This window comes from Mucilaginibacter gilvus (genome assembly GCF_004054195.1).
GTDB lineage: Bacteria > Bacteroidota > Bacteroidia > Sphingobacteriales > Sphingobacteriaceae > Mucilaginibacter > Mucilaginibacter gilvus.
The window spans coordinates 212,451-235,170 of record NZ_SBIW01000006.1; the positions used below are offsets into that span (position 1 = coordinate 212,451).

At 45.0% G+C, this 22,720-nt stretch carries 12 protein-coding genes; 2 read left to right on the forward strand and 10 right to left on the reverse strand.

Annotated features, from left to right (window positions below; translation table 11 throughout):
- Positions 1-32 precede the first annotated feature (32 nt).
- Positions 33-383, reverse strand: a complete 351-nt coding sequence (locus EPL05_RS13095; RefSeq protein WP_128534421.1) for a VOC family protein — start codon at positions 381-383, stop codon at positions 33-35.
- A 169-nt stretch (positions 384-552) separates the two neighbouring features.
- On the opposite strand from EPL05_RS13095, the gene pgmB reads away from it, so the two are divergent.
- Together pgmB and bla are read left to right on the forward strand one after the other, a co-directional pair.
- Positions 553-1,206 (forward strand): beta-phosphoglucomutase, encoded by a 654-nt coding sequence (gene pgmB / locus EPL05_RS13100; protein ID WP_128534422.1) that lies wholly within the window; start codon positions 553-555, stop codon positions 1,204-1,206.
- An 18-nt stretch (positions 1,207-1,224) separates the two neighbouring features.
- Positions 1,225-1,950 carry a subclass B1 metallo-beta-lactamase gene (gene bla / locus EPL05_RS13105; RefSeq protein ID WP_128534423.1) on the forward strand — a complete coding sequence of 242 codons (726 nt, stop codon included), beginning with the start codon at positions 1,225-1,227 and terminating at the stop codon, positions 1,948-1,950.
- Between the two features lie 129 nt (positions 1,951-2,079).
- Here bla and EPL05_RS13110 read toward each other — a convergent pair whose 3' ends face one another.
- From EPL05_RS13110 to EPL05_RS13150, 9 genes are all read right to left on the reverse strand, one after another.
- Positions 2,080-2,460, reverse strand: coding sequence for a hypothetical protein (locus EPL05_RS13110; protein WP_128534424.1), 381 nt, complete (start codon positions 2,458-2,460; stop codon positions 2,080-2,082).
- Positions 2,461-2,589: 129 nt separating this feature from the next.
- Positions 2,590-4,968, reverse strand: coding sequence for an ABC transporter permease (locus EPL05_RS13115; RefSeq protein ID WP_208394744.1), 2,379 nt, complete (start codon positions 4,966-4,968; stop codon positions 2,590-2,592).
- Positions 4,969-5,404: 436 nt separating this feature from the next.
- Entirely contained in the window at positions 5,405-8,194 is a 2,790-nt protein-coding gene (locus tag EPL05_RS13120) for a glycoside hydrolase family 2 protein (RefSeq protein WP_128534426.1), read from the reverse strand.
- A gap of 596 nt (positions 8,195-8,790) precedes the next feature.
- Positions 8,791-10,338 carry an FG-GAP repeat domain-containing protein gene (locus EPL05_RS13125; RefSeq protein ID WP_128534427.1) on the reverse strand — a complete coding sequence of 516 codons (1,548 nt, stop codon included), beginning with the start codon at positions 10,336-10,338 and terminating at the stop codon, positions 8,791-8,793.
- Positions 10,339-10,373: 35 nt separating this feature from the next.
- Positions 10,374-11,852 carry an FG-GAP repeat domain-containing protein gene (locus tag EPL05_RS13130; protein WP_166727694.1) on the reverse strand — a complete coding sequence of 493 codons (1,479 nt, stop codon included), beginning with the start codon at positions 11,850-11,852 and terminating at the stop codon, positions 10,374-10,376.
- A 96-nt stretch (positions 11,853-11,948) separates the two neighbouring features.
- The gene (locus EPL05_RS13135) at positions 11,949-13,268 is read right to left on the reverse strand and encodes a vanadium-dependent haloperoxidase (RefSeq protein WP_128534429.1); all 1,320 of its coding nucleotides are present in this window, start codon (positions 13,266-13,268) and stop codon (positions 11,949-11,951) included.
- Positions 13,269-13,286: 18 nt separating this feature from the next.
- Positions 13,287-16,859, reverse strand: a complete 3,573-nt coding sequence (locus EPL05_RS13140) for a VCBS repeat-containing protein (protein WP_128534430.1) — start codon at positions 16,857-16,859, stop codon at positions 13,287-13,289.
- A gap of 83 nt (positions 16,860-16,942) precedes the next feature.
- Positions 16,943-18,760 (reverse strand): RagB/SusD family nutrient uptake outer membrane protein, encoded by a 1,818-nt coding sequence (locus EPL05_RS13145; protein WP_128534431.1) that lies wholly within the window; start codon positions 18,758-18,760, stop codon positions 16,943-16,945.
- Positions 18,761-18,786: 26 nt separating this feature from the next.
- On the reverse strand, positions 18,787-21,990 hold the full coding sequence (locus EPL05_RS13150) for a SusC/RagA family TonB-linked outer membrane protein (RefSeq protein WP_128534432.1): 3,204 nt from the start codon (positions 21,988-21,990) through the stop codon (positions 18,787-18,789).
- Between the last annotated feature and the right edge of the window lie 730 nt (positions 21,991-22,720).

Here is a 22,720-nt window from a genome sequence, read left to right on the forward strand (position 1 = left end):
TTGTAAAACTCTATAAACTCTGATTAAGACCACTACGCATGCAAACTCCAGGCGTTCCCGTCGGGGTCTTTTACAGTTGCAAACCTGCCCCATGGGGTTTTATCGGCAGGGCCTACGGCTATGCCATTATCGGTAAGGGTTTTAATATCTGCGTCCAGATCGTCGCATTTGATCACGTAGCCGGCTATGCTGCCGGGTTTGAGGTTGGGGAACCAGTTTACCAATGTAATAGTGGTACCGCCATCGGGCAAGCCTAACTGGATCCACAAGCTATCGCCCTGAAAAGGATTCTCCACTATCAGCTTAAAACCCATTTTTAAATAAAACTCCTTGGCCACCTGCTGGTTAGTAACTGGGATAGAGATAATTTCTATTGATTGCATAACAATAAATGGTTTGTAATAATTGCAGCCTAAATTACGATTAAATTGAAAGCTGTTATTTGGAAGTATATAAGTTTAAGCAATTTTATAACAAGCAGGTTTACCGCGTTAAATTATTTATAATGATTATTACCTGGGAAGCCTTTAAATTAGCGGCTCATTAATTATTATGAGTAAATATAAAGCCTGCATATTCGACCTCGACGGTGTTATTGTTGATACCGCCGTTTACCACTATAAAGCCTGGAAACGCCTTGCAAATGAAATGGGCTTCGATTTTACCGAGCACCAAAACGAGCAATTAAAAGGTGTAAGCCGCATGGCATCGCTGGAACTGATATTGGGCTGGGGCCAGGTTACCGGCGCAACCGAAACTGAAAAAGAGGAGATGGCCACCCGAAAAAATCTGTGGTATACCGATATGATTAACCAAATGACGCCCGACGAGATCCTGAGCGGAGCAGAGGAGTTTGTGCAAGGCTGCCGCGATGCCGGGATAAAAACGGCTATTGGATCGGCAAGTAAGAACACCCCTATTATACTGGCCAAACTGCAGTTAACACAGTTGTTTGACGCCATAGTTGACGGCAATAGCGTAAGCAAAGCCAAACCCAACCCCGAAGTATTTTTAAAAGGTGCAGAAGCGCTGGGCGTAGCCCCCACCGATTGCGTGGTGTTTGAAGATGCAGTTGCCGGGGTAGAAGCCGCGCTAAACGCTGGTATGAAAGCCGTGGGCATTGGCTCGCCGGAAATGCTTACCGAAGCTGATGTAGTAGTAAGCGGACTGGATAAATTTACGCTGGCGATGTTAGAGGAATTGTAAGGTTGTAAAGTTTTGGAGATGAAGAAGTTTTCATTTTTTATTTTTTGCGTGCTGACATCGGTAGGTCTATTCGCTCAGCAGAAGCCGTTGCCAAAAATGACGATAACACCGCTTACCAGCGATTATTATGTGGCTACTTCGTACGGGTATCCCAGCAAGGATGAGTCGCCCTATCCGGCCAATAGTTTGTTTGTGGTGACCGATGCCGGGATTATTTTGATTGATACGCCCTGGAGCGAAGCGCAAACACAGGAACTGATAGATAGGCTCCAAAAAGATTTTCATAAAAAGATCGTCCTCTGCATTGCTACCCATTTTCACGACGACCGCGTTATTGGCTTTGATGTGCTGCGGAAAAACGGCGCCAAAACTTACACCAGCAAGCAAACCTACGCGTTGGCCAAACAGCATAAAAGTAAATTGCCCGAATTTACTTTTAGCAGCGATACTACCTTTACCGTGGGCAACGTGAGTCTAAAAACATTTTTCCCCGGAGAAGGCCATAGCCCTGATAATATTGTGGTATGGTTTCCGCAGCAACTGGTGCTGGTGGGCGGTTGCCTGGTTAAAAGCTTAGATACTGATAGCAAGGGCTATACCGGCGATGCCAATATGAAGAACTGGAAAACTGCTATCGAAAACGTGATACAACGGTACGGACATGCCAAATACGTTATCCCCGGCCACCAGGGCTGGGCCGGCGGCGTGGAGCAATTAAGCCATACAATGGATGTGGTGAAATAGTCAGGATCAGAATTTGCAGAATTTTAGAATTTTCAGGATGCAAATCTACACCCTCACTATTATCATTAAATTCTGTCATTCTTAAATTCTGAAACCTGATTCAGACAATTCTGAGAATTTTGATCCTAATTATTTTTTCTCCGCTTTTAGCTTCTCTTGTTGATGGCTTATCTCCTGCACAGCCTCCGCTAAAAATTGTTTGCCGTCGGCGTTCAATTCGGTAGCACCATGGCCGCCATCGTAATCGTAAATAATTTTGCCTTTGCTGTCGCCTTCGGCTTCTATCATTTTGCCATTGCGTTCAAATTTTACGTAGCCGCCTTCGGAAATATAGTCTATCCCGGTTTTATCCTTACTAAAAACCACCTTGCCTGAGTACTCTATCCGCTTAGTAGAGCCGTTATCATCTGTTGAGATAATGGTAGTGCCACGGCCATAGTGGCAAGCGGCGGTTATTGAGGCAAGTGCTACGCCAAGCACCGCAATTTGCATTTTTTTATAAATATTCATTTTGCTTTTATTTTAATTAAAAAACAAAAATAAACATTACATGGTATTATGCAATACATAGTACTATTTAACTTATATATTTTATTGCAATAATCTCATAATCAAATAGATAATTTTATATTGAGTTCGCTATTCGCTCCTCAAACTCTTCACCGGGTTCACCAAAGCAGCTTTTATCAGCTGAAAACTCACCGTAGCCAGCGCGATACAAACCGCCATGCCGCCCGCCATAGCGAAGATCTGCCACTGAATGGTGATCTTATAAGTATAATCCTGCAGCCATTTATCCATCAAATACCAGGTAATTGGCGATGCAATAGCAAAGCCGATTACGATGAGCACCACAAACTCCTTAGAGAACAGGTACACGATACCTGATACCGAAGCGCCCAGCACCTTGCGGATACCTACCTCTTTGATGCGCTGCACCGCCATAAAGGATGCCAGCCCGTATAAACCAAGGCAGCTGAGCAAAATGGCGATCACTGCAAAACACTTGTATATTTGGGAGAGTTGGCTTTCTTGCTTGTAAAAGCTGGCGATCTTATCATTCAGAAACTCGTATTGAAAAGCATAATCCGGGTAAACCTCGTTCCAAATCTTTTCGATGCCCTTTAGGGACCCGGCAATATTCGCGCCCGATAATTTCACGTTAGTAATAGCATAATCCTTTTTATAAGTGGTGAGCAGCAGCGGTGCGTAGTCATCCTTAAACGAGCGGTTATGATAATTTTTAAGCACGCCTACAATAATTCCTTTGGCGAATTTACCCAATTGGATGCGCTTGTTTAGCGCGTCCTTAGGGTTTACTATACCCAGCTTTTGGGTTAAAGCCTCGTTCACCAAAAACTCTTTGATGGTATCTGACGCGGCAAGGTTACGCCCGGCAGCCAGCTGCAATTTGTAAGTAGGTAAGTACTGCTCGTCGGCAGATTTAATGATAGAGTAAAAATCTACCTGCGTAGGCGCATTTTCAAACGTAAACATTGTCCAGTTTGCATCCTCCCCTGCCGGGATATTGGAGCTGAAACTCAGCTGCTCTACACCCGTCAGGTCGGTCATTCGTTTTTTCACATATTCCAACTTGCTGATGCTCAGGCTATCCGACGGAAAAGGAACGTTCACTATAGCATCTTTTGCAAAACCCATGCTTTGGTGGGTAAAGTAGTTCATCTGCTTTACAATAATAAATGTGCAGATGATAAGCCCCTGCGCAATAACAAACTGGAACACCACCAGCGCATGCCTCAACGAAATGCCCTTTGGTACTTTAGAGGCCAGCTTGCTTTTAAGCGCATTGATAGGGTTGAAGCCCGATAGCACTATAGATGGATAAAAGCCTGCCACCAACGTTACGCCAACGGTAAGGGCTACCATAAAGAGGGCCACATTGAGATTTAAAAGCATACCCGCGGCTAAAGGCAGATCCATAATTTTACCTATAACCGGTATGGCGATGAGGCTAATGACAACCGACAGGACAAGGGATATCAATACGATCACCAGCGTTTCTGTTAAAAACTGCGTTTGCAACTGGCCGCGATTGCCGCCCAGCACCTTGCGAATACCTACTTCTTTGGCGCGATTAACGGCTTGCGCAGTTGCCAGGTTAATAAAGTTTACACAGGCTATTACCAATATAAATATGGCAATTAACCAAAGCATGTTTATCATTTGCGGGGTTATGGACTTGTTGGAATAGTTGCCGGCCTTGTTATCGTAATGTATCGCGCTAAGTGGCTGTGCTATCTCGCTGTCTTTGTTATCCCTATTGTGGTATTTCTTCACCAGGGCACGTACCCGGGCTGTTAGCTGTGTTTCGGTCACATTTGGAGGCAGCAAAACAAAGCAGTTAAAATAACTACCGGTGCTGTCCCAATCTGTTGATTTCATGAGGTAGGCAATAGAGCCCGTACCCATCGAGATAACCACTTTAAACTGAAAGTCGGTATTGGTAGGCATGGTTGCCAGGATGCCCGTTACCTTCAATACGTCCTTGTTGTTCCATTTTATGGTTTTACCCATGGCCGTTTTCCAGTCGCCAAAATATTTGTCGGCTGTTTCCTTAGTAAGGAGTACCGAATTAGGCTCTTTCAATGCTGTTGCGGCATCGCCCTGCAGAAAAGGGAAATCAAATATTTTAAAAAATGCAGGCGTGGTAGCAACCACACCGCTTGCTTCTTTAAACTTCTTTACTATCTGTCCTTCGGCATTTAATACTTGTATTTGCTCATCTTCCTGGTGGTAAAACGGGACTACCTGTTCAATGTCGGGCAAGTCGGTTTTTATGCCTTGTGGTACAGCACGCGGTACACCGGAGCCATAAAATATGTCTTTAGAATCGGAATGGTGATACTCGGTCAGCAGGCGGTAAATCCTGTCTTTCTTTGTGTGGAAATCATCAAAACTGGTGTGGAACTGTATCAGCACAAAAATAATGAGGCAAACGGCAATGCCCGAACCCAAGCCGATGATGTTGATGAGCGTGTACGATTTTTGCCGGTACACATTGCGCCACGCGGTTTTAAAGAGATTTTGATCATGACTTGGAGCGTTAATTAGCTTGCCACAATTAGTTCAAAGCCAATGCCACGCCCAAAAACCGCCTCAACGCTATCAAAACGGCATATTTTATTTTACAGGTGTACGATAACGGACACTACTACGTACACTTTCGTACATTAGGAGTGGACATCTTTTACCTAATTTATTTCGGCACCCTTCTTTTGCAACGTTGCTAACATGCATTACGGTTACCAGTCCTAATGGCTGACTCACCCTGGGGACGCTTCGCTGCCCGACCCTTTCTATCTTCGGTAAAGAGGGTGAAAAAAAAATAGAAAAATGTAACCCGCCTCGTCTCCCCTCCCCCTCTTTCCGAGCAGTGAGGGGCGGAGGGGGGTGAGTCTACTACAGACAACGCAAGTTCAGTACGACGCCGATGTTATTTAACGGGCAAAGAAATTACCTGCTTTTGCAGGTTCCAGCCTTCTAAAAGCACAGTAGGCCGTATGTTGCCTAATTTGGCAACGGGTGCCCCCACCGCTACCGTAAAGCTTTCGTGCGGGGCAAGTGAGAAGTAGCTACCCGTCCAATAACTTGGCATTACTTCTTCGCCATTCTTCATCAGCTGCGGGCGCACAAAAAAGGCGATCTTATCAGATGTGTTGGTGAAAGCTATGGTCCATTTATTTTCGGTTGCGCCTTTTTCTGTTTTTACAACCTTGGCGGTAACCGTGGCGGGTTTCAGCGTGTTCAGTGTGTTAAAATCATCTTTAGCCGATAGCCAATAAACGTTATGCGAAAGCACCTTGCCGGCGGCGTTCTTCAGGTTCAGCACCACAAAGCTAACACCGCTATTGGCGGCGAGTACATCCTTTAATTGCGCAACTTCCTGCACGCCGGTTTGGGCCATGCCTACATTAGTTACTTTGATGGATTTGATAAGCTTGCTATCTATATCGTACACATCAGCCGTCGCAGTTAAGCTTCCCGTTGCATGGTGCATCCTGTTGATGATAGCCACACTGCCGTTGTCGTAATCATATTGGACATGCAGCGGCTCGCAAGCATTTTGCATGGCGTAGTAGCCCGCGTTTGGCTCCAGGTACCAATCGTAGATCTGCCAGATAACGCTTGGCAGGGCCGAGTTCAGTTTCCAAAGCATTACGCCGCCGGTTTCGTTCAGCTTATGCCCATCGGCCTCAAAAATGCCGCGGTAGCCGTTATCGTTCATCAACTGCATTTTATCGCTGAAGTTTACAATGGTATTTGGCTGGCCATAGCGTTTCACCATTTCGTTGATGTATTTATCATACCTGCCCGCGCCTGTGGCAGCATCGTGGTACCCCCAGCTGTCATTCAGCGGGAAAGGTAGTTTGGTATCCCAAACCAGGTTTGGGATAATTTTTGGCAAGGTGGTATAGGGCGGCTGTGATGGCAGGCCGGTTTCGTCTTTAAACACCCAGTCTTTACCGGCATCGGCAAGTGCGTAATAATCTTTAGGGTCCTTCCATTCGTAAGGGCCGCCGCTGTATACTCCCGATGGCATATCATCCGGCCAGGAAGCTTTCCACCCGGAGGGCAGTTTGGCAAAACCCGATGAGCTTGGAATAAACGGCCGCGTGCCGTCCAGCGTGATGATATCGTTGCGCATTACATCATAAAGTTCCTTCCGGGCATGACCCTCGTTGCCACCCGTCCACACCAGCAAGCTTGGATGGTTACGCACGCGGTATATGGTGCTCTCTACGTTTTTGATAAACACGTTGCCTTCCAACGGCCAATCTGGCGAGCCCTTAAATTCCCCCTGGGTATCGCCGGTGATCCAAAAATCCGACCATACCATCTGCCCGTATTTATCAGCGGCGTTCCAGAAGGCATCAGGCGGCGTAATACCGCCACCCCATATCCGCACCAAATTCACGTTGGCGTTGCGGCAAAGGTGCAGTTCGTAATCGTACCGGGCCGAATCGCGATTCACCATCATATCGGGTACCCAGGCCCCTCCTACGAGGTGTACATTTTTGCCGTTCACAAAAAACTTGCGTCGTGCAAAACCATTCACCATATCGGCTTTAGAACTTACCGTACGGATACCGAAAACAAAGGAAGTATCATCAGAAATAGCAGCGCCATTACCATATTGCAGGCGAATACGATATAAATTGGCCCTGCCATAACCATTCGGCCACCATAATTTTGGCTGGCGGATGAGCAGCTGACTTATTTTATCAGCATTTAATTCAACAGCCTTACCCCCATTTGCAGGCACCGAAAAGCTTTTCGAAAAAGATACTGCAGCACCCGTAAAATTTTCCGGCTTAATGCTTACCATAAGGTTACCGGTACTGGCAACAGCGCTATGATTTGATAAGGTAAGGTTGAGCGATAGCTTAGCAACACTGGTATCGGGCAGTTTAGGCAAATAGGTTACCAATTTTGGCCTACCGATGGTTACCGCGCCCGTCGTGCGGAGGAAAACCGGCTGCCAGATGCCCATATTACGATCACGTACCGGTGGGATCCAGTCCCAGCCTGCCGAGCAGAGCATGGTTACGTTTTTGCCGATATCGCCGGTTGGGCCGCCGTTTTCATAGAATGGGCCAAGGGCTTTCAGTTGTTCTTTAGAAGGGTAGCCCGCGTAATCCAGCGGGTAAATTTTTACCGCGAGGGCATTATCTCCGCCAGCGTTGATGGCCGCGCTGATATCCAGATTATGTTCGGCAAACATGCCCGCCATCTGGCTCGAGTCGGCCATTTGTTTACCGTTAACCCATACAGCCGCGCGGTAGTTGATGCCTTTAAATATCAGCTGGAAAAACTTGCCTTTATCAGCGGCTGGCACTTTAAAAGTAGTGCGGTACCAGTAAGGTTTCTTCCATGGGTTTGGGTCGTTGGGCAGATGGCTGTACTGCTCCAGGTTGTATTCTTTGTTAAACTGGTCCGACGCATCGGGGATCAGCATATTATTCAGCCCCTGGTATGGGTCGGGGTAAATTTTATTGGCAACAAGGCCTGTAAGCACCGTAGAGGGCACTTTTACCGGAAACCAGTACACGCCCGAACGGTATTTGGTTGCCGACAGTTCGGCACCTGTTTCTTTAATTAACGAGGAGGATTGCAGATCGAAATTAACCAGTTTCACCTGTTTCACTTGCTGGCCCATTGACTGCGCCGGCAGCAAAGCACTGATGATAAAACCTAAAGCGGCGATATAAATAAGTTTCTTCATTCCTAATATTTAGCGAGGTAAAACTACACCCCGCGCCAGCTAAAAAGGTGTACTTATTTATCATTTAGTTATACTATTAGGGCGGGGACGGAAGTAGTGAGTGGTGAATGATGAGTATTGAGTGGTGAATGATGAGTATTGAGTGGTGAATGATGAGTATTGAGTGGTGAATGGTGAGTATTAAGTAGAAAATAGAAAAGTAAATCTAAACGCTACAGACTACCAATTATTAACTACGGCGGTCCCTGCGGGCCGGGCTTTCTGTTCATACGCGCACAAGGCATTAGGCTCATGGCCGGTATCCACGTCAATCCCTACCGCGAAAAGCGCGCAAACGGCGGTGAGGACACCGCCTTGAGGAGAAAAAAGACGCGCCGTTGAGGGGGCCTCACCGCGATGAGAGAACACAATATATTTTACAATGTGGCAAGTAAAATCATCCTGAACTTATTTCAGTACCCCACGCGACAGGGCGCTACCGAGCATATCGTTTACCTTGCACCTGGGGTGCCGAAAAAAACCGGCATGACGTGATGGTATTTTTAGCTCACTCACCACTTTCTACTCGCTACTTACCACTTACCACTCATAACCCACTACTTACTTTTATTCTCTAGCACTACTATGGGGTTATACATATCCCAGTTAGGCTTAAAGTCTTTTTGGTTAATCAACTTATCGGCGTAAATAGAAAAATTACCGAGCACGATATCCTGGTCGCCGTCCTGGTCAATATCAGCTACTTCCATAGAGAGCCAGCGGCCATATTTATTAACCGGTACCTGGTGCGCTTTAAATTTACCGGGGGCAGTTTGCTCCATATAGGTAAAACCTTCGGCAGGGTTGTATTTAAAATCAGCAAAGAAGGCTATAACCGCCATATCCAGGTCACCGTCGCCATCAAAATCTGCCGACATTACCTTGGATGCCCCGTTGATATGGTAAAAATACGTCTGCTTAAACCGCCAGTTGCCCTGGTTGGTGAAAACATATACGCCGTGATAAGGCTTTAATATGCTGGAGTAATCGTTATTATCGCCGCAGGTGTAAATGATATCTTTTTTACCATCCTTGTTTACATCTACCAGCTGGAAACTATTAGTGCCATAAACCGGCGGAAAACGCAGTAAATTCTGCTCGGTAAAACCACCCTTATGGTCATTCAAAAACATCCATACGCCTTCATCCCCCTGGGCAAAAAGGCACATTACATCGGGCCAGCCATCGTTGTTAAAATCACCTACCTCCACCTGTATAGCGCCGGGAACAGCCCTGATCAGCTTCTTTTTATAAGTGTTACCAGCCTGCTGTTCCACCAAAAACAAGCCTCCTTTTGTGTTGCCGTACCCGCAAACAATGTAATCGGTAAGCCCGTCCTTGTTAAAGTCGCCGGGAGCGGTAAATACCGGCCTGGGCAGGTTACCGGCAAGCAAGAGTGTATCTGCCTTTTTTGTGCCGGGGCTAAACTGTACTAAAGTTCCTTTTAAAAGATCGTTGGGTGGTAATACACCTATGCCGGTAAATACACCGGTATTTTTACCATCAGCCCCCTTAAAAAAAGTAGCATCTGAAACCGGCGACTCAACCTTCGCAACCAATGTAGCCTTAAGCCTTGCATCCCAGGTTAACAGATTGTTGCCGGCATCTGCAGTGTAAAGCATCTTATCAAAAGGGTTAAGCTTTATCATGGTGGTCATGCCGGGCGAACCTTTGCGGTTTACCCCAATCGGCAATTTCAGTTTAAAAATGGCCCAATCTGTAGTGGTGTCAGGTTTTGGGAGCAGCAATTTCTCCGGGGCAGCGTTTTTGTAATAATCACGCAGTTTTTGCCAATCGGCCAAACTCATTGACGATCGCGGGTCTACATAATACTGCCCCATCTCCTGCTGTATACCCAACCTAAGGGCCATTTGCGGCATCACGCCGGTTTCCCAGGTTGCCTTATCCAGTAAAGAAGGGGCGGGATATTGGTGGCAGCTTTTGCAATACTTAACAGAAAGCACCCTCCCATCAGCAATATTTTCGGCAGGGGTATTTACGTGCGGGACCGTATCGCAGCCATTAAAAAGAAATATAGCCGCGGTAACAAACGCAGCTATACTTAAGGCCAATTTATTAGCAGATACCTTGTTTTTCTTCAACATCAATTCAAGCTCTCGGCAGGTATGCGATTTTTGTTCTATTTCTTGGTATGGTTTTCCAGCACTATGAACGGCGTATGTTCGTCCCAATTTGGTGTAAAGTTTGGCTGAAATAAAAACCCGCTGGCGTAATTAGCGAGCAATATATCCGGCTTGCCATCGTGGTTAATGTCGCTCACGTCCATGCTCATCCAGCGGCCATATTGGCTAACCGGTATGCCATGTGGTTTAAATTGCATGGCTTTATCCTGCTCAAAGTAAATAAACTCCTCTGCGGGATTGTTCTTCATATCGGCAAAAAAGGCTATTGTAGCAATATCAAGGTCCCCGTCGCCGTCAAAATCGGCGGCTATCGCTTTGCTGCAACCGTTTATAGGGTAAAACCATTCTTGCTTAAAGTTAAAATTACCGGTATTTTTATAAATATACAGTCCGTGATAAGGCTTTAAGATGCGCGAATCGCGAAAGTTATACCCGCAGGTGTAGATCAGGTCCAGATCGCCGTCGTGATCAATATCCGCCAGTTGAAAACTGGATGAACCGTTTACCGCCGGAAATTTCAACAACCCACGGGCTTCAAAACCACCCTTTTTATTGTTGAGGTACATAGCCAGTCCCTCATCGCCCACGCCGTACAATACCATTATATCGGCCCAGCCATCGTTATTAAAATCGCCTGTTATGGCTTGCACGGCACCCGGCCTATTGGTTATAGGGGTTTGCTTGTAGACTTTCTTAGCGGCATCCAACTTAAGTTTATAAACGCCACCCTGTAAATTACCCTGCGCGCAAACTACAATTTCGTTTTGCCCGTCTTTATCAAAATCGGCACTCAGGGTTTGCACAGGTCTTGGCAATTCGGATTGTACCGTGTTTAACTGCGGGTTACCGGCCAGGTTTACTTTAAGTACTTTCCCGTTGGGGAAATCCACAGGATCTAAACGGCCAATGCACGAAACGATGGCCTGCTGGATGCCTGCCGAATCGGGCAAAAAGTTAAGACTTACAGCTGCCGAGGGCAGTTTAACCGCACTGGTGCTCTTCAACTGGCTGTCCCACTGGGTTAAGTTGTTAGATACTAAATCGCCGGTGTAAATTTTACCGTTCCCGGCGTTAGCAGCCACCAATGTGGTAAAGCAAATATCGGTGCTGCGTGTTGCTTTTTTTAAGCTAAAGCCAGCCCAGTCATTTAGCAAAGGTGTGGGTGCTTTAGCTGCCGCCAACGTATCGGGCGCTAATTTTCTATAGTAGGAAACGATGGCCTGCCAGTTTTGAAGCGACATGCCGCTGGTATCGTTATCCTCTTTATAATAACCTACACCATAGGTTTTTATAGCGAAATACTGCGCCATGCTGGGCAGTGAATGCACCGTCCAAACATCTTTTGTAAGCGCGTTTACCGGTACCAGCGCATGGCATTTTGTGCAATGCTGCTGTACCAGGGCCTTGCCATCGGCCAGGGTATCTCCTGTTAAAGTATAGCCTGGTGTGGTTGTACTTTTACAGCCATTAAGCATGGAGCTTATTGATAATATTACAGCCCCTGATAGTAAACAAGAGGTAATTAAAAAGGTCCTTTTCATTTTCAATATTAAAAATAACGCTTGCTTTTTTTAATTCTGCAGTTTCAATTTATTCCAGATGAACTCCCCAATTTGCTTGCCCTGCGCGGCACCTGCGTTAACACTATTGAGGTAATGTATACCTCCATAGTAACGACTTAGTGAGGTTTCGTCTGAAGCCTTCAGGAACGATTTGAAATGGCGCTGCATACCAATGTAACGCAGATCGCTGGTATCATCGTATTCAAAGTTATCGCCAAAAAGATGGGTTAATATCACTGCCGAAGCCGCGCTGATATCACTGTGCCCGCTCGGGTACTCGGGGAATGGCGGGGTTTGTAACATGGGCAGCCATTTCTGGTCTATCTTATCGTTTATCACCGTAACCGGTCTTATATAGTTGGTCTCGTATTTTACCTGCCAACCGGCTATAAAAGCATCAAATAAAGCAATGGATGTTAAGGCATAGGCTTGTGCCGTTTTAACCGCATCTGCCTTGGTTTTTTTACAGGCTATGGTAGTAATACCTATCCAGTGGCCACCCGGGGTTATCTTTTTGTTTACAAACATCATGTGCCCATTGTGTTGTATCACAAAAGGGTTATCGTCCCAAAAGCGGGCTATTTCTATTTCTTCTGCAGTAAGGCTTTTGCTTTTCTCGTAAACGTCTACATTTTGCTTAAAGTATTCGCTGGTTCTGTCTTCGCTATAGGCCGGCGGAAGTGGCATTTTAAATTGGGTGGATGTATCTATTGCAAATGTATGCATGGTTCCCCAGCAATATTCTACGCCGTCTAAATAATCGGGCGCGGTTGGGCGCCATTTGCCGTTATCGTTGCTACCTAAAAACCGCGGTTTGCCACGGGTTTGAGGGTAGTTGTCAAAAGCGGAGCGTGCTATAATGGCCTTGCCTATTTTCTCCCCAAAAGCTACCGAGCGCGAAAATGTAGCGGTATCCAGGTTATCCTGGTACATGGCAAAAACTTTGCTTTCGTACTTCTTAAGGGTATCTACAGAAAAGGTTACCTTATGTGCCACGGTAAAAAACGCTTTGGTGGCCGCGAGCGCGTAGTTATATTTTTGCCCTTTTTCTGGCTCGGGCATGGCTTTAAACCCTTTAAGCTGGCTTACAATAGAAGCGTACTTAGGGTCGGCGTGGCGCATGGCCTCGTAAGCCGCAAGCGAGGTGTAGCCGTATATACGCGCTGCAACAGGTGGCGTAAAAACATCATATATAATTACCTGGGTTAGCTGGTCTACGTTCTCATGCAATACATCGGCATCCTTTTCAAGAGGGATCTTTGGCTTTGGGCCGCAACTAATAATAGCAAGGCTACAGGCAGCCACAATTAATACTTTAAAGTATCTCATATTTAATTGGCAATAGGTTTATTTAACAGGTATGTCTCTTTTATGGCCAGCATTATCGGTAACGGTAACAGTGGCCATTGAATTGTCAATATTAAAAAATCTACCTGACTGTGACAAGAACGATTGCCCATTATAAAATTCTTGTTTGGCGACTTTCCCATTTTTGTACCTGATGGTGGCAAACATATCCAATGGCAATAGTTTAACGGTTTGAATATCCTTCTTCAGTTCAAAAATTTTCATGGCATCTTTATACTGTGTTGCAGCAAGCAGGTACTTGCCATTTGCGCCTTGCAGTTTCACCAAGGCCTTTCCGTCGCCGGGGATGTAAATGCCACTTTGCATAATAGTAAGCGGTTTAAAGCCCCCTTTGCCGTCACCTTTCAACATCAGTCCGTTAAATGCATCGTACCGGCCGGTGCTTACTTCGGTTCCGTAATCGTTCCCGCTCAGCGCCAGGTCCAGGTTACCATCGCCGTCAAAATCATCAACCACTATCCCGCTTAATTGCGACATCTGCGCCTCAACCGGTAATGGCGTCATTGTAAATTTGCCGCCGCCATCGTTACGCAGGTATACAGATTGCAGAATATTGGCCTTTAAGCGGATAGCACCCTCGCGCATAGCTGGTGTAAGTACCGAATCCATCGTTGAAACCGCGAAGGATTTATAATTCTGATACCTTACGCGCATACTGATCACCTGCTTCACAATATCCTCGCGCGTATGCGCCGGAAACTCCTTCATCTGCCCTTGCTGATCTTTTAAAAACAAAGATGGGAAGGCATCATAGCTGCCATTATTATCAAAATCTTTAGCGGTGATGTACATCGGGTACTGGTCGGTGGCTTTGTAAAAAGTGTTTGTACCAGTGTTACCTACCACATAATCTATATCGCCGTCATGGTCAAAATCGCCGCCCGCTATGGTGTTCCACCAGCCAAGTTTATCGGCAATACCGCTTGTTTGGGTGGCGTTTTTAAATACCCCGTGGTCATTCTTCAGGAAGGTAACCGGCATCCATTCCCCGGTGATCACCAGATCAGGCCAGCCATCGTTATCATAATCGCTAAAGGTAGCATCACATACCAAACCAATTTTATTTAATCCTTTTGCCGCTGATGGTGTGGCATCTGTGAATTTTATTTGCCCGTTCTTGCTATCGTTGCGCAGTAGAAAGCTCGATACCGGTTTAGGGTAATTCCATGGGTCTACCCTGCCCGATACAAACAGGTCTAACGAACCATCTTTATTATAATCAATAGCCTTTACACATAGTTTGCTGGTAAAGTTAACCGGCAAGGCATTCGGCTGGAGCGCGAAATGCCCTTTGCCATCGTTCGCATAAACCCTGTCCTGGTATGATTTTGAACCCGGTTCAGCCTCGTATCCGCCGCTGGCAGCGTACAGATCCAGGTCGCCGTCGCCGTCGGCATCAAATAGTAACAGGCCTTCATCTTTATATCTATCGGCAGTTGTAACGGCATCCAATAAAATTCGCTGTACGAATTTGCCTGTAGCCTGCTGCAAAAACACCTGCGCCGGGAATTGCGACGTACCACCAACAACCATATCATCAAATCCGTTACCATCCACATCGCCAACGGCAATAGCGGGAGCGTATTCTGATAGTTTATGCGGAAGCAACTTCTGTATGTTGAAATCGATAAAATCTTCGGACTTATGAATATAGTTAACTCCAAGCGACCGGGTAACCTCTGCAAACAGCGAGGTATTATTTACTGCCGGCGGGGCGAAACTATAGTTCTGCGTAGCATTGGCTATATCAACTTTAAGTACCTGGTCGGTTTTTACGTTTTTAAGTACTTGTTGTTTGCCGTTTTGCCATTTTATAACAACAGAATCTACCTGCTTTATATTCCCCAAACCAAAGTGGGCAATATTTTGAATGGTTGATAAATACCCTCTGAAAGGCGTATTCTCATATACCTGGTGCTTGCCCTTATCGTAGTAAACATCTGCCCAGGCACCAATACCACCTTTGTTTTGGGTGCCCCCTTTAAATTGCACCTGCAGGTAGTGGTTATTTTCTTTATTCTTATCGCGCGATGTATTGCGGTACAGAAATGCTTCATCGTCGATATTATTGATCACCACATCCATGGCACCGTCGCCATCCAGGTCGGCATAGACCGCACCGTTAGAGAACGACGCGATATCCATTCCCCAGTTTTTGGTTACATCCTCAAAGCCAAGCTTACCATTGTTATGAAAAGCATAGTTGGAGATTTTAACAACGGGGATCTGATCAAGTACCTGCTTTTTAGTAGCGATAGCGTACGATTCGTTGCGGAAGGTAATAAAATCATGGTCGGTAACGTCTCTGGGGTAACCGTTTGTTACCACAATATCGCGAAAGCCGTCGTTATCAAAATCGGTTATTATAGGGCCCCAGCTCCAGTCGGTTTGAGCAACGCAGCTTAAAAAAGCAACTTCGCTAAATACCGGCGCGCCTATAGAATCGTTCTGCCCAAGGCGCGGGCCCTGGTTTAGCTGCAGGGTATTGTGGTTGTACTGGTATTGGTAACCGTACCTATCAAAATTCTGGAAAAGCTGGTAAGATGTGCCCGACATAAACATTTTTTTACGATAGTTATCTTCGGGATCCATATCAAGTTCAAAAACGTCGGCCAGCCCATCGTTATTAATGTCCTGTATATCCTGCCCCATGGCGCTGGTAGCGGTATGTTTAAAATATTCCTTAGTACGGTCGGTAAAAGTACCGTCGTGGTTGTTTATGTACAGGATGTTATTTGGTAAAAAATCGTTTGTTACGTAAATATCTTTCCAGCCATCGCGGTTAATATCTACAATACTGGCGGCATGACCGTAGCCCTCTATCAAGATACCGGATTCTTTAGATACATTGGTGTAAACCGGGTGCCCAAGTGCAGGGTTTGCATCGTTACGGTATAACCTGCCGGTGCTTTTAGCCGAGCCATCCGTAGCCAGGTACCTGAAAGAACTGGTATTGTCGGTAGACTGTGCTTCGTTTACGGTAAGGTACATATCCAGGTCGCCATCGTTATCGTAATCAAAAAACGAGGCCATGGTAGAGTGTACGTTAATATCAAGCCCGTATGCTTTGGCTTCTTCTTTGAATACCGGCACGCCGTTGCCGTTGTTACCGTGGTTAATGTAAAGCAGGTTCATGCGCTTCACAGGGCTGTTTAACAGCGTATTGCAAACATAAATATCCGGCAATCCGTCGTTATTTATGTCAACAACCGCTACACCCCTGCCCCAGCCGCCCTTGCCGCCTACACCGGCCTCCTGGGTAACATCGTCAAACTGCATATCGCCTTTATTTATATACAGGCGGTTGGATACCGCGTTGCCTATAAAATAAATATCCTGTTTGCCATCGTTGTTAAAATCGCCAATGCCTACGCCGCCACCGTTATAAATATTAAGCATGTCCAATGGATTGATCGAGTCGCTCTCAACGATCAGGTTATTGAATTTTATGCCCGAATGTGAGGAATCTATCTTTTGGAAAAGGGTGGCTTTTTTGCACGAGGACAACGCGACGGAAAGCAGCAGCGGAAGTAAAAATCTCAAAGGCCTCATAAGGTCAATAGTACGGGAATATATTATAATAAAAAAAGAGGAGAGGATAAAAATCCTCTCCTCTTTATCAAAAACTTTGGCTATTAGTAACCTGGGTTTTGTTTGATGCTACCTGCAGTAATATCTATTTGAGCTTGTGGAATAGGATAAAGCTCATTTTTACCTACTGTAAATTTAGCTTGTTTCAACAGCAAGATAGGGAAGTTAGGCACATGGTTCTCGTGATCAAGATAAAAATTGATCTGAGCTCCCATAAAGCCGGCAGGCATTGGGCCGCCTGTTGAAGCATCCCAACGCTGCAAATCGAAGAAACGGTGGCCTTCCATACCCAGTTCAAGTCTACGCTCGAAAAATACATATTTACGTGCAACCGTTTTATCGGTAAACGAACCTGCAGGGTACAAGCCAACTTTGTAGTTAGCTGCCGGAGTACTTGTGAAACCGCCTGTAGGTTTAGAGGCATCAACGTAAGTATGTACCCAACCTGTAGCATCAGCTGCACGGGTACGGATCATGTTTACATAAGTACGTGCATTTTCAAGCGTACCAGATTCTACTTCGCATTCTGCTGCCCATAAAATAACATCGGCAAAACGGATAGCGTTGTAGCTGTTAGATGTAGACTGGTTAGCTGCCCAACCGCCGTAAGTATCAGAGGTGGTAGCTTGCGCTGCCTGGTAGTAAACGTTTTTGATAGGGCTGTATGGGCCACCGTCATCCTGGTCACGAGCCCAGGCTTTTCCCGGGTGAATTCCCCAGTCAAGGTAGGGGATACCACGACGACCAGCAGACCAATCTAAACGTGAATCTATTGTTTCAGTTGCCGGAGTAAATGCAGCTGACTCGCTGATACCCTGGTCATTTTTCAAATCTGCATCGTTGTAAGTATCAACCAAAGGCAAACCTGTAACCGCATCAGTTTTAAACGCGTTAGCAAAGCTAAACGATGGCTGGAAGAATCCGCAGCATGATGCTGGGCCGCCGGCGGCAAAGTTAAGTGTGCTACCAGCGTTACCATTTAAACCGTTAGCCCCGTCTTTTACAGATGTTTGTACTACGAATACACCTTCAGGGCCATTCTTTTTAGATGGGTTGAAGTTATCGGCGTATTTACCAAGCGCGTATTTAGCACCGCCGGCTGTTTTGCCATTGGCAATTACATCTTTTAATATAGTAAGCGCCTCGGCATATTTATGATCGTACATCAACGCTTTTGCCTGGAACGCTTTCGCTGCCCATTTGTTGGCACGGCCAACCTGTGGTTGGGTTTCCGGCAATACTGCTGCTGCAGCAGAGAAATCCGCAGCTATCTTATCCCATATCGGGCCAGGGTTACCAATGGTATAGTTACCGGCATCGTAAGTGATAGACTCGTCTGCATAAGGAACGTTTCTCCATAATTTAGCTAATTCGAAATGATAGAAACCGCGTAGAAAACGAGCTTCTGCAGTTGCCTGGGCAATATTATCCGCAGACATCGATCCGTCTTTCACCAAAGGAATTTCGCGAATTACATCGTTTGCGCGCTGTACGCCCGCAAAATTCATTCTCCATTTCGGGTCAAGGTAATCGTTTACACCATTCTGTGTACGAGCCTCAATGTCCGCCGCGCTTGGCTGATCACCCGGGGTAGAACCTTTGTGCGCATCATCACCACCCACACTACCGTAGATCCAGTTGTCTGTACCGGTAGACCAGGTAGCACCTGCCTGGCCGTTGTAAACACCATCTACCAGTGCGTAAGCGCCAATTAATAAACCATCAACACCCGCTTTGTTCGCTAAAACTATTTGGTTTAGCGACCCTGTGGGGGTTTTGTCCAGAAACTTCTTGCACGACATAGAGAAGGCAAGCGTGGCTATGGACCCCACAACAATAATTTTGTTACTTAATTTTTTCATCTTTAAAACTTTTAAATTCTTTCTAATTAAAATGTTACACGCACACCCAGGATGAACTTACGCTCGGTACTTGGATAGTTACCAAAATCCACACCGCTACTGTTGCCAGTAACAGCCTGCAATTCAGGATCAAGACCGGTGTATTTAGTAATTGTGAATGGATTTACAGCTTGTATATATACGTTTAATTTATCAGCACCGATTTGTTTAAGGCCACCTTTAAAGGTATAACCTACTTGTACTTGTTTTAATTTAAGGAACGAACCGTTTTCTAAGTAGTAAGAGTTAACAACACCAGCACTACTGAATGTACTTGCAGCTTCAGCAATAGGAGCTTTAGGGTTCAGGTTAGTTGGGGTCCAAGAGTTATATAACAGGTCGTTACCTTTGTTACCGGTTAATGAACTGTAGAAGTTAGTCCAGTATTTAACATAGTTAAAGTTGTCGTTACCTTGAGAACCGTAGAAGTTAGCGCTCAAATCAAAACCTTTATAGTTTAACCCTAAGTTTAAACCGTAAGTAAAGTCAGGGTTGGGATCACCAAAATAAGTACGGTCATCAGCGTTAATTTTCTTATCGCCATTAACATCGCGGTATTTGAAACGGCCCGGAGCAGCATCAGCCTGTGTAGGCGAAGCTGCTACATCCGCAGCAGAAGCAAAATAGCCAATTACATCATACCCGTAAAACGAACCGATCGGATGACCTTCTGCCTGTTGAGCAATGGTACCAATACGGCTACCAACCGATTGTAAAGGATTTGGTATATCATAAACCTTGTTTTTGTATGAAGTAAGCGAAAGTCCTACAGTGATACCCAGGTCGCTTCCGATCTTATCACGGTAGTTTAATGATGCATCAATACCTTTGTTACGTACTTCGCCAGTGTTTATGAATGGCTGAGAAGCACCACCTGTAGTTGCAGGCAATGAAGGATTGAATAATAATTTGGTGGATCTTTTTTGGTAGTACTCGATCGATAGATCTAACTTGTTAAACAATATCGCATCGAAACCAAAGTTGGCAACATAATCACGTTCCCAGGTAGTAGACGCGTTACCTATAGTAGAGTTAAAGTAACCTTGCTGAATGCTGTTACTTGTACCGCCTATATCGTAAAAAGATGAACCTTTATTAAGATTGTATAATGAGTAAGCATTTGATGAAGCCTGATCCATTACGTTACGATCGTAACCACCTACACCGTAGCTACCGCGAATTTTTAACGAGTTTAACCAGTTGATTCCTTTAGCGAAGTCTTCCTCAGTTACACGCCACGCTAATGACACAGATGGGAAATAACCTATGTTATGACCAGGGGCAAATACAGATGAACCGTCACGACGTATAGTGGCTGACAAGATGTACCTGTCGTTGTAGATATAATCTAATTTACCAAAGAAAGATTGGTGGGTAATAGGCTGTGCATTGTAGCTAAAAGCAGTGATAGCACCTGTACCACCAGAAATGGTAACGAAAGCAGGATCTAAAGATGGTAAGCTAACAACGTTACCACCAACACCGCGGCCGAATTGCTCTCTTTGCTCGTAACCTGCTAAGAAATTAATACTGTGTTTACCAAATACCTGGTTATAAACGAGGGTGTTACTCCAGTTATAGTTGTTATAGTAGCTGGCTTGCTCATTAAAGCTTTCAGTGCCACCATGGCCTTCACCACTGTCATACGGCCTGTAGCCAATAGCATACCTTTCCTGGTTGTTAATAGTACCACTCAAAGCTGTACGGACGGTAAAATGTTTCAAGAAATCTGCTTCAGCAAATACAGTTCCCTGGATATTCCAGTTTTTAACAGTATTATATTTTTGCCTATCCTGGGTAGCTACCGGGTTAACAGCGTTACCTAAAGAAGTAGGGCCTGCCCATGTACCACCGTATTGTTTACCAGAGATATCATAGATAGGGATCTGCGGCTCTATACGGTAAACTTCAGATATCGAGTTACCTTCGCCCTGGTTACCACCCGGGATAGTACCTTGTCCGTTTGGAGAAAGCGTATAAAATAATGAAGCATTTTCACCTACCCTGAAGTGATCTTTGATATTAAAAGTAGTGTTAATACGTGTAGTTGCTCTTTTGAAATAAGTATTCAACAATGTACCTTGTTGGTTAAGGTAACCGGCAGAGAAGTAGTATGCATTTTTATCGTTTGCACCCTGCGCGCTGATGGTATGCTGTTGCATAGAAGCTGGCTTGAACACTGCATGAAACCAATCGGTACCCTGGCCATTATCGTATTTTTGGATCAGGTAATCGTTGTTAGGGTTAAACGGGTCATATCTGTATTTAGTAGGATCAACCTGTGAAGCACCTGCTGCAAAATTGCCTTTTACACCCGGGCCTTGCGCACCATAAGCGGCAACGCTTCCGTCGGCCAAAAATAAACTGTTTTTAGGGTCAACCTTTTTCACCAATGTTAAATAATCCTGTGCGTTTAAAACGTCGAAGGGATTACCGCCTAAAGGCCGTTGTGTACCGTAGTAACCATCGTAAGTAATTGTAGACTTACCTTGTTTTCCTTTTTTAGTTGTCACAATAACAACACCGTTACCACCGGCGATACCGTAGATAGCCGCTGAACCCGCATCTTTTAATACAGAGATAGACTCGATATCGTTAGGGTTAACGTTACCTAAGTCGCCACCCTGAACACCATCAATAACAATAAGTGGTGAAGAGTTTGCAAGGTTAGAGATACCACGAACAAGGATTTGTGCACCTGCGCCCGGAGAACCCTGGGTAACTACGGTAACACCTGATGCCTGGCCTTGTAGTAATTGATCTGAACTACTTGCAGGAACTTTAATAGCCTGTGCCACATCTACTGTTGCAACCGCACCAGAGATGTCTTTTTTACGCTGAGAGGTGTAGCCCGTTACTACTACTTCGTTCAGCGTGTTGTTACTGGCTTGCAGCGTAACACTAATGTTATCGCTTGAGCCAACGGTTACTTCCTGGGTGGTGTACCCGAGGTAAGAAACTACCAAAACGTTACCGGCGCTTACACTAAGTGTAAATTGACCGTTAACGTCTGTTTGTGTACCAGTAGTGGTGCCCTTAACGCGCACAGTGGCACCTACTACGGGCAGCTTGTCGTCGCTGCCGATAATCCGGCCGGTGTGCTTTGTTTGGGCTGTAACTACCAGTGAAGATACCATGCAGCATAATAGCAGGCAAAGTACTCTTCCTTTAAGGAGTAAACTTTTAAACATGAGATTGAGATTTAGTTGATTAATATATTTGATTTAAGATTTTATTTCAGTGCTAAGTGCGGTGATAATAAGTGCCGTGGATAGTGGCATAGGAAAACTTTGACAAAGTTCCTTTTGAGAAAGGGGTGAGATTCCCTTTATACATGAAGTGTTCAAAAAGAAAAAAATGTAAAAGTTTTATCATATAGCGAAACTATCCTGCTTAAAATTTTTATTCCTGTTTGTATATTAATGGTGTACCACGTTTGGCGCACCAAGTTTTTTTTTCTGAAAATCTTGCGCTTTTCCTCATACGGAAAAGTTTATATTGGTAATGCATCTAATATAAATAGAGTGTATAGGTTACACAAGCCAATATTATAGAATTATGAATTATTTATTTTTTAATAAGTTTCTCGCAATAATTTATAAATTTTAAAAACTATTTTAAATACATGTTAACAATAACGACTCTTTTATAAAAAATTAGCAATGTAAAAAAGTTGTTATAAAGCGTTTTTAATTATAAAACATGCTGTTTTTGTTTAATAGTGGGTGTAATTTCCATTTTCGGACATTTTTTTTGTGAAACGTCCACTAATATCACCGGCATTTCGCGCGCTCAAATTACCATTATATTATATTTATATAAATAACCTGTTAACTCCCGGGGCTGCGTTAGGCAGGTGCAGCCAGGCAATTTAATGGTGATACTAAGTAGCTTGCTTTAAATGTTTTATAAAAAAAATGT

What these genes read in the sequence shown, in the direction of transcription:
- bla (WP_128534423.1), top strand. Translation starts at nt 1,225, where the DNA reads ATGAAGAAGTTTTCATTTTTTATTTTTTGCGTGCTGACATCGGTAGGT.
- EPL05_RS13095 (WP_128534421.1), bottom strand. Translation starts at nt 383, where the DNA reads ATGCAATCAATAGAAATTATCTCTATCCCAGTTACTAACCAGCAGGTG.
- EPL05_RS13120 (WP_128534426.1), bottom strand. Translation starts at nt 8,194, where the DNA reads ATGAAGAAACTTATTTATATCGCCGCTTTAGGTTTTATCATCAGTGCT.
- EPL05_RS13135 (WP_128534429.1), bottom strand. Translation starts at nt 13,268, where the DNA reads ATGAGATACTTTAAAGTATTAATTGTGGCTGCCTGTAGCCTTGCTATT.
- EPL05_RS13140 (WP_128534430.1), bottom strand. Translation starts at nt 16,859, where the DNA reads ATGAGGCCTTTGAGATTTTTACTTCCGCTGCTGCTTTCCGTCGCGTTG.
- EPL05_RS13125 (WP_128534427.1), bottom strand. Translation starts at nt 10,338, where the DNA reads ATGTTGAAGAAAAACAAGGTATCTGCTAATAAATTGGCCTTAAGTATA.
- EPL05_RS13110 (WP_128534424.1), bottom strand. Translation starts at nt 2,460, where the DNA reads ATGAATATTTATAAAAAAATGCAAATTGCGGTGCTTGGCGTAGCACTT.
- pgmB (WP_128534422.1), top strand. Translation starts at nt 553, where the DNA reads ATGAGTAAATATAAAGCCTGCATATTCGACCTCGACGGTGTTATTGTT.
- EPL05_RS13130 (WP_166727694.1), bottom strand. Translation starts at nt 11,852, where the DNA reads ATGCTTAATGGCTGTAAAAGTACAACCACACCAGGCTATACTTTAACA.
- EPL05_RS13145 (WP_128534431.1), bottom strand. Translation starts at nt 18,760, where the DNA reads ATGAAAAAATTAAGTAACAAAATTATTGTTGTGGGGTCCATAGCCACG.
- EPL05_RS13150 (WP_128534432.1), bottom strand. Translation starts at nt 21,990, where the DNA reads ATGTTTAAAAGTTTACTCCTTAAAGGAAGAGTACTTTGCCTGCTATTA.